The sequence below is a fragment of the Thermophagus xiamenensis genome (genome assembly GCF_900112795.1).
Lineage (GTDB): Bacteria > Bacteroidota > Bacteroidia > Bacteroidales > Marinilabiliaceae > Thermophagus > Thermophagus xiamenensis.
This window is the reverse complement of record NZ_FONA01000053.1, coordinates 1-1,452: the sequence shown is the minus strand read 5'-3', so window position 1 is coordinate 1,452 and position 1,452 is coordinate 1. Positions and strand designations below refer to the sequence as shown.

1 protein-coding gene is annotated in these 1,452 nt (G+C 43.7%); it reads left to right on the top strand.

Translation table 11 applies throughout. The features are described 5' to 3' along the window. Positions 1-247 precede the first annotated feature (247 nt). Positions 248-637 (top strand): endonuclease domain-containing protein, encoded by a 390-nt coding sequence (locus BM130_RS15085; RefSeq protein ID WP_010526761.1) that lies wholly within the window; start codon positions 248-250, stop codon positions 635-637. Positions 638-1,452 lie beyond the last annotated feature (815 nt).

Genomic DNA, 1,452 nt, shown 5'->3' with positions numbered 1-1,452 from the left:
AAACCCTTTATTAATTTGCACTAATTTCTCAACTTCCCCGCCCTCACCCCTCTAACTCCCCTAAAGGGGAGAACCACCTCACCCACACCACTTTATACTTAGCAAAAATCCAAATATTACTATTTTTACACTTCCGCGTGGAGGCTCTCCCCCTTCAGGGGGTTGGGGGGTGCGAGTTAGGAACTTCCACTGCTTGGGGCACGGAAATGCGCAGTAGAAAACGGTAAAAAATATCATAATATCCATCATGCCTTTAAGTGACAAAACCCAAATGTTTTATAATGCAAAGGCCGGAATATTTCAAAAAGCTAAGAATTTGAGAAAAAACATGACTCCGGCCGAGCATAAACTTTGGAACCACCTTAAAGGAAATAAGATTTTGGGATTACGCTTTCGACGACAACATCCTATCGATATATTCATCGCCGATTTTTATTGTCATAAAATCAAACTGGTAATCGAATTGGATGGGAATATCCATGATGAACTACCTCAAAAAGAATATGATGCAAACCGAACAGAAGAATTAAAACGTTTTGGGATAACAGTCATCAGATTCACCAACCAAGAAGTATTGGAAAACACAGATAAGGTAATAAAGCAGATAACAAAAAAATGTAGGGAGCTAATGAAGTAGGTTAATGGACAATCAAATTTCCCCGCCCTCACCCCTCTGACTCCCCTAAAGGGGAGAACCGACTCACCCGCAACACTTTACACCCAGCAAAAATCCAAATATTACTATTTTTACGCTTCCGTGCGTGGAATCTCCCCCTTCAGGGGGTTGGGGGGTGCGCGATGGACAAACCCTAAATTATTTTGCACTTATTTTCCAACTTCCCCGCCCTCACCCCTCTGACTTCCCTAAAGGGGAGTACCGTCTCACTCACACCACTTTATACTCAGTAAAATTCCAAATTTTACTATTTTTACACTTCCGCGCGGAGGCTCTCCCCCTTCAGGGGGTTGGGGGGTGCGCGATGGACAAACCCTGTATTATTTTGCACTAATTTCTCAACTCCCAGGCCCGCACCCCTCTGACTCCCCTAAAGGGGAGAACCGCCTCACTCACATCACTTTATACTCAGTAAAAATCCAAACATCACTATCTCTACACTTCCGTGCGTAGGCTCTCCCCCTTCAGGGGGTTAGGGGGTGCGCGATGGACAAACCTTATATTAATTTGCACTTATTTTCCAACTTCCCAACCCACACCCCTCTGACTCCCCTAAAGGGGAGTACCGTCTCACTCACACCACTTTATACTCAGTAAAATTCCAAATTTTATTATTTTTACAATTCCGCGCGTGGGCTCTCCCCCTTTAGGGCATTGCTGTAAACTTAAGCTCTTAAAAATCTGATAATGAATTGATAAGAGAAGATACAAGGAGGCTTTCGCCTCCCACTGCAGAAAACGCCCTCATACCTAATTTTTTTTGGCCAACAAATTGT